Source organism: Bacillus infantis, assembly GCF_008180445.1.
Classification (GTDB): domain Bacteria; phylum Bacillota; class Bacilli; order Bacillales; family Cytobacillaceae; genus Bacillus_AB; species Bacillus_AB infantis_B.
This window is the reverse complement of the sequence record NZ_VTER01000005.1, coordinates 324,124-330,123: the sequence shown is the minus strand read 5'-3', so window position 1 is coordinate 330,123 and position 6,000 is coordinate 324,124. Positions and strand designations below refer to the sequence as shown.

The following is a 6,000-nucleotide window of genomic DNA, read 5'->3' as shown; positions in this document are numbered from 1 at the left end:
GTCCACCAATTCTCCTTTGGTAAGATGTGAAGGAAAGTGTATTTTGTCGTTCCATTCATAGGTCTCGAGATTTTTCTTATCTAAGAATTTTGCTTTCTTCATTAGCCGCTGAGCCTTTGCTGCTTCTCTTAATCTAAATTCCTCATCAAAAATATCGTTTAGAAATTGCTCCCTACTTTCGAAGGGGATATTCTCGTAGACATCTGGAACATAAGCTAGCCTCAACGACTTGCATTTACTTCGTAACTGAGTGCTCATAAGGTACCTCCGCTAGGGCATCATATTTCACCATATTAATCCCGTAGGGATCATCTTCGGCCCCTAATTTCTGCTGGGCAATGAGATCATAAAATTCTTCGTTTATTTGCTTCATATCATGTGTAATCAATAAGCTTGCTATTGCATTTAAACGGTCTTTTCGTATGATTAAATTCTCTACCAGCACAAAGTCATGAACCCTGCCGGGCAGGTACTTTTTATATCTTGAATAAGCAACTGCTCTGGGTTTAGATATCCAGGTTTTAAAAATAGATAACCAAGGTAAGCTCTTTCTCTTTTTCATATATGGCCGATAATCGTCCAACAAAATTTCCCCGTCTGGGGAAATCACTTTTACTGTATCCCAGGTTAAATGGATATGAAGCTGGCTGTAGTTGGAAGCTTTCGGCACATGAATCAGTTTCTGATCAATCTTCATTTCATTGAGTTTATTTACAGTGCCAAGTTCCTCCTTGAATACAGGATAATCGGTTTCTGGCAGCTGGAGGAGATGCTTCCTCTCCTGGTCCCACAATTCGTGGATGAATACGTCTTTCTCATAATGCAACCGATTTCTGTCCTCTATCAATTGTTTCTCCAATTGTTGTGTTAGGTCCTCAAGATTATTCATTACCGGTGCCTTATTAAAGAAATTATACCGAATGTAACCTACTTTATTTTCCACGTTCCCTTTTTCATGACCGCTTCTTGGATTACATGCTTGAACCTCAAACCCATAGTGATTCTGGAAAGAGACAAACTCGTCTGTCAGCTGTGCTTCTTCCATTTTTGAGCGCACTTTCTTAACTGCTGGAGATAAATTATCAATTCTTATTCTCATAGGGACTCCACCGGATTGTTTGAAAAGCTCCTTTAACCCAAATAGAAAACATTCCTGATTTTCAGCTGGTAGAGGAACTGCAAAGCCAGCATTACTATAAGGATAAGACATGATTAATGCCCGGATATCTACTAGTTCACCTTCCTGAACTGCCTCCATTACTCCAAAGTCCACTTGTGCCTCGCCAGGAGGGTGATCCAATCGTTCGAAACCTTTATCTTTTCCTTCACTATGTGTATTCTTCCACTCTTGTATAAAGTAACAGACGGTCCGATAGGACCCCGTAAAACCCAAGTCTATGAGCTCGTTAAATAACTGCTTGTTAGTCCTTCTGTCCTTCCGCTTCATCTTGGAATCCTCAAATAGCCAGTCAGACACGATTTCTCCCCATTTTCCTTCATACATTAAGCCCTTTTTCTTAGGTGTCATTTCTTTCGGGAGCTGTTCTCCATCAGCGTACTTCTTCGCCGTCCTCCAATTAATCTTCAGTAATTCTTGTATTTTGGTAATTGATAAGCCTTTGTTGTTTCGTAGAAGTTTGATACAATTGATATCAGACATTGCTAGCATCCTTTCTTTCCTCCACTCTAAATTGATTCGACACCAATTACAGTAGAGGGACTTGGGGTGACTGGCAAGTCTTTTTTTTATGCCCTATAAAAATAGTGCATCACTCTGCATTTTTACTTTGCAAAGTTCTGCACTTTTATTTTGCAATAAACAGCGTTTGTACATACTATAGAAAATAGCAAAAAACCAATTGATTTTCATTGTTTAATTGTAGATACTAACCGGCCTTTAGTCAGCTATATTGATGAGGTTATTAATTACATAAACGAATGAGCCATAAATTCTCCTTATTTAAGTAAGGGTGGTTAAGTTCTAAGTTAGGCAGCTTTTCTTATACAAAAGGGGAAGGGTAGGAAAAATATTTATGAAACCTATTTTATCAATTGGGCCAAGGGGTCTGTCCCCATGGCTCTATTAGGAGGGAATAGCAGATGGATTTGAAATATCCAATTGGCAATTTTCAATTTGATGGTGAGATTACTAACAGTGTTACAAGGGACTGGATCGATGAGATTGAAAATTTACCAAGATTGCTGCGAGATGCTGTGAAGGACTTAGATGATAAACAGCTTGATACACCTTATCGTCCAGGTGGGTGGACTGTTCGGCAAGTAATACATCACCTTGCGGATAGTCATATGAATGCCTACGTTCGCTTTAAATTGGCTCTTACAGAAACAAAACCTGTCATTAAACCATATGATGAAACGAAGTGGGCGGAACTGTCTGATTATAAACTGCCAATTGATATTTCACTAACTTTGCTCGAAGCACTGCACAAACGTTGGACAGACCTTTTGCGGAGCCTAAGTCCAGCTGATTTGGAAAAGACGTTTATCCACCCAGACTCTGGTGAAGTTACAGTAGGTAAAAATATAGGAATCTATGCTTGGCACGGGCGCCACCATCTTGCACATATTACTTCTTTGTGTGATCGTAAGGGCTGGTAATGGACTATGAGCCCTTTTAGAGTATGGCTGCGTTGATTTTTTTAACAGACGAGGCAGATTAGGGATAGAATGGTATAAAGAAAAATCGTTAAGAAATAAAAACGGTAAAATAATGTAAAGTAGCAATATGATAGGGGCATTATAATGACGATTAGATTTAATAGGTTTTACAAAGATGAATTAACGATTTATGAGATTCAAAGTGCCATGGAAAATGGGGTAATAACTTCAAAAGAGTTAGTGATGTATTATATATATCGGATAGCGAAATATGATCAGGATGGACCGGGAATGAATTCTGTCCTTGAAATTAACCCGGAAGCTATCTTTATAGCTGAAGCCCTTGACAATGAAAGAAACACAAAGGGCGTTAGGGGCCCCTTGCATGGCATTCCTGTCTTTTTAAAAGATAATATTGAAACTTCGGATTCAATGCATACAAGTGCAGGTACAATTGCATTGGAGAATTATATTGCAGAGAAAGATGCATTTCTTGTTGAAAAGCTGCGTAAAGCAGGGGCGGTTATTATAGGCAAGACGAATATGACTGAATTAGCAAATGCCATGTCAACCACAATGTGGGCCGGTTATAGTTCGAGAGGAGGACAAGTGTTAAATCCTTATGGAGACTCTGATCTTTTTGTGGGCGGTTCTAGTTCTGGATCCGCTGTGGCAGTTGCTGCTAATTTTACGGTTTTATCTGTAGGGACAGAAACAGATGCTTCCATTCTTAGTCCTGCTATACAAAACTCAGTAGTGGGCATCAAACCAACTGTAGGTTTAATTAGCAGAAGCGGTATTATCCCTTTTACATATTCTCAGGATACTGCCGGGCCAATGGCAAGGAATGTTACAGATGCAGCCATTTTGCTCGGGGTTCTAGCGGGTCTCGATAAGGAAGATGCTGCGACCTTTAAAAGTGAAGGAAGAATAGAACAGGATTATTCTATACACCTCGAAACTCATGGCCTTAAAGGAGCTCGCATCGGCATATTAAAAAATTCAGGTCAAGATTTTCTTAATTCAGATGAGTACGATGAAGCATTATTTCAAAAGGCTATACAAGTTATTAAAGAGCAGGGAGCAATTATCAAGGAAATAGAAATGCCTTCAATTCATAGAGATTGGAAATGGGGAGTCAATCTCTATGAATTGAAACACAGTTTAGATAATTTTCTTTCAAAACTTCCCGCAAACTTACCTATTCATTCAATCAAAGATTTAATTGAATATAATCAGTTCAACAAAGAAAAAGCCTTAAAATATGGACAGGATAAATTAGTGCAAAGGGATAGCTTTCCCAATACATTAAGAAACCCCGATTATCTACTAAGTAAACTGGAAGACCTGTATTTTTCTCAGGATCAAGGCATTGACCTGGCCTTGGAAAAATACAGCCTGGACTCAATTCTTTTTCCCTCTTATATAGGTTCAACCATTAGTGCGAAGGCAGGGTATCCATCTATTGCCATACCTGCTGGTTATAAACAAGACGGCCGGCCCTTTGGAATTACCTTTGCAGGAACAGCGTACAGTGAAGGAAAATTAATTAAATATGCTTATGCCTTTGAACAGGCTACTAACCATAGAAAAAGCCCAATCATTGAGAAGGATAGTGAATAGCGTAGGTCCATCTATTCATATTACATAAGAGGGGCAGGTTACTTAATCTCTCTTTTAGTAAAACAAAGGAAACAGTTGGACAAAGATGGGTATTAGTGGATTAGTCGTATTGCGATGGGGAAACTAATAAAAAATGATAGCAGTGGCCATCGTGAAGAAAATGATCGCTCTCTTTACGATCCTATTTTATTCATTACAAATGAGGACTATGTTAATGCTCCAGAGCCAAAGGAGATCAAACCTTATGCAAGAGATTGGTATGTCACTGGAAGAGATGCAACTGGCAACTATTCTCATGATCAGGTTAAATTTAGGGTATTTCTCTTGTGATAGTCCTAAATTGGCCGTAGTCATGGATTTAAAGTAGAAGTGTTAGATTACAAGCATCTAGCAGGTAAGAATTAAATTCTAGTGCCAGTTCAGGCAGCTTTTCTTATACCATTAAAGGAGCAGGTTGTTGACCAAGTGAAGGTGAGTTTTTATCTCTCGTTAAAACAAACTATTCAGTATTTGTAGGAGAAAAGCTTAAACATATACAACTAACTAAAAAACCACCTCATTACCAACATTAATGAGGTGGCCAGTTTTTAAAGATGTGACTTACGAATTATTGTGACTGAATAATATGGTCATTAACAAATGCTTTTATGAAAAATAGTTCATTATCATTAGGTTCCCTTTTATTTTCTGCTTTGAAAGTCTCTAGAGCGTCCTCTAGTGATGTGGTCTTTACAACTTGACTAGCTGCTGTTAACTCTTCCCAATATAGATTCATTTCATTTAAATCACAGATAGATTCATGACCAAGAAGGAACATTTCCGCATCGTATTTTTGAATATCTTTAATCATAGGCAATAATAAAGATTGCTTGTAGTGAAATAAAGAGTTTGTGGTCGTTCCATAAGTGCAATCACCTAGAAAAACAACTTTCTCATCAGGAATATAGATGATTGTAGAGTCATCTGTATGCGTACTGTGGATATTTTCCAGAATACAAATCTTATTACCTAAATCAATAGTAAGCTTATTTTCAAAGATTACATCTGGAGATCTCAATTTAAAACTGTCTCTGTCCGGCATATCAATTTGTATAACATTCATACACATGGTACTCATTTGATTAGTACCCACATACTTTTGCAGTGAACGATCGTCATAGGATAAACTTTGCCATTTATTTATTATTTCACTTGAGATACTGCTAACGATAACGGTAGCATCAAATTCATTCATCCCTAGGAAATGATCCCAATGTGCGTGGGTAATAACAACATATTTGACTGGGGGGACGTTCAGGTTCCCGATTTCAAGTAAAAAGTCCTTAGCATGCTGAGGAGAATTACCAGAATCTATTATGAGACTATATCGTTCACCGCATACGAGTCCTAATGTTGGTCGTTCTTTATCATCTTGATTAGATAAATAATAAATAGTATCACTATATTTAGTTAACATGTTATTTTTTTCCTCTTTTCTTTCATTTCATTTTATAAAAGAGAAAATCCACATGCTTATTTTAAAGTCATTAAAATAGTCTAAGATTTTCTCTGAATTATTCTTTTACCATTGGACTTGTACCTCCTTGTTTTATTAAGGAAAATTATAACATAATACCTATCTGTGCATTGGTTAAATTCAGAATATTTTATCTGTTGTCCGTTTGGACCACATCTATTGAAAGAGAAGAGCTTGTATTACTAAAGGGGTTAGTTAAAGAGGGGTTACATACAAATTTGTCGAAATGAAATCAATACAAA

4 protein-coding genes and 1 pseudogene are annotated in these 6,000 nt (G+C 37.4%); 2 read left to right on the top strand and 3 right to left on the bottom strand.

Annotation, left to right across the window (positions count from 1 at the left end; genetic code table 11):
- A pseudogene (locus FZD51_RS11300) lies at window positions 1–258 on the bottom strand (ATP-binding protein); the annotation flags it as partial.
- Window positions 236–1,660 carry an IS21 family transposase gene (istA, locus tag FZD51_RS11295; protein ID WP_262380877.1) on the bottom strand — a complete coding sequence of 475 codons (1,425 nt, stop codon included), beginning with the start codon at window positions 1,658–1,660 and terminating at the stop codon, window positions 236–238. The pseudogene FZD51_RS11300 and the gene istA, both read right to left, overlap by 23 nt.
- Window positions 1,661–2,100: 440 nt before the next feature.
- Between istA and FZD51_RS11290 the strand changes: the two genes are divergently transcribed.
- Both FZD51_RS11290 and FZD51_RS11285 read left to right on the top strand, forming a co-directional pair.
- Window positions 2,101–2,619 (top strand): YfiT family bacillithiol transferase, encoded by a 519-nt coding sequence (locus FZD51_RS11290; RefSeq protein ID WP_148974856.1) that lies wholly within the window; start codon window positions 2,101–2,103, stop codon window positions 2,617–2,619.
- Window positions 2,620–2,763: 144 nt separating this feature from the next.
- A complete protein-coding gene (locus FZD51_RS11285) occupies window positions 2,764–4,242 on the top strand; it encodes an amidase family protein (RefSeq protein ID WP_148974855.1) in 1,479 nt (492 codons plus the stop codon).
- 607 nt (window positions 4,243–4,849) lie between these two features.
- On the opposite strand, the gene FZD51_RS11280 is transcribed toward FZD51_RS11285, so the two are convergent.
- On the bottom strand, window positions 4,850–5,698 hold the full coding sequence (locus tag FZD51_RS11280; RefSeq protein ID WP_148974854.1) for an MBL fold metallo-hydrolase: 849 nt from the start codon (window positions 5,696–5,698) through the stop codon (window positions 4,850–4,852).
- Between the last annotated feature and the right edge of the window lie 302 nt (window positions 5,699–6,000).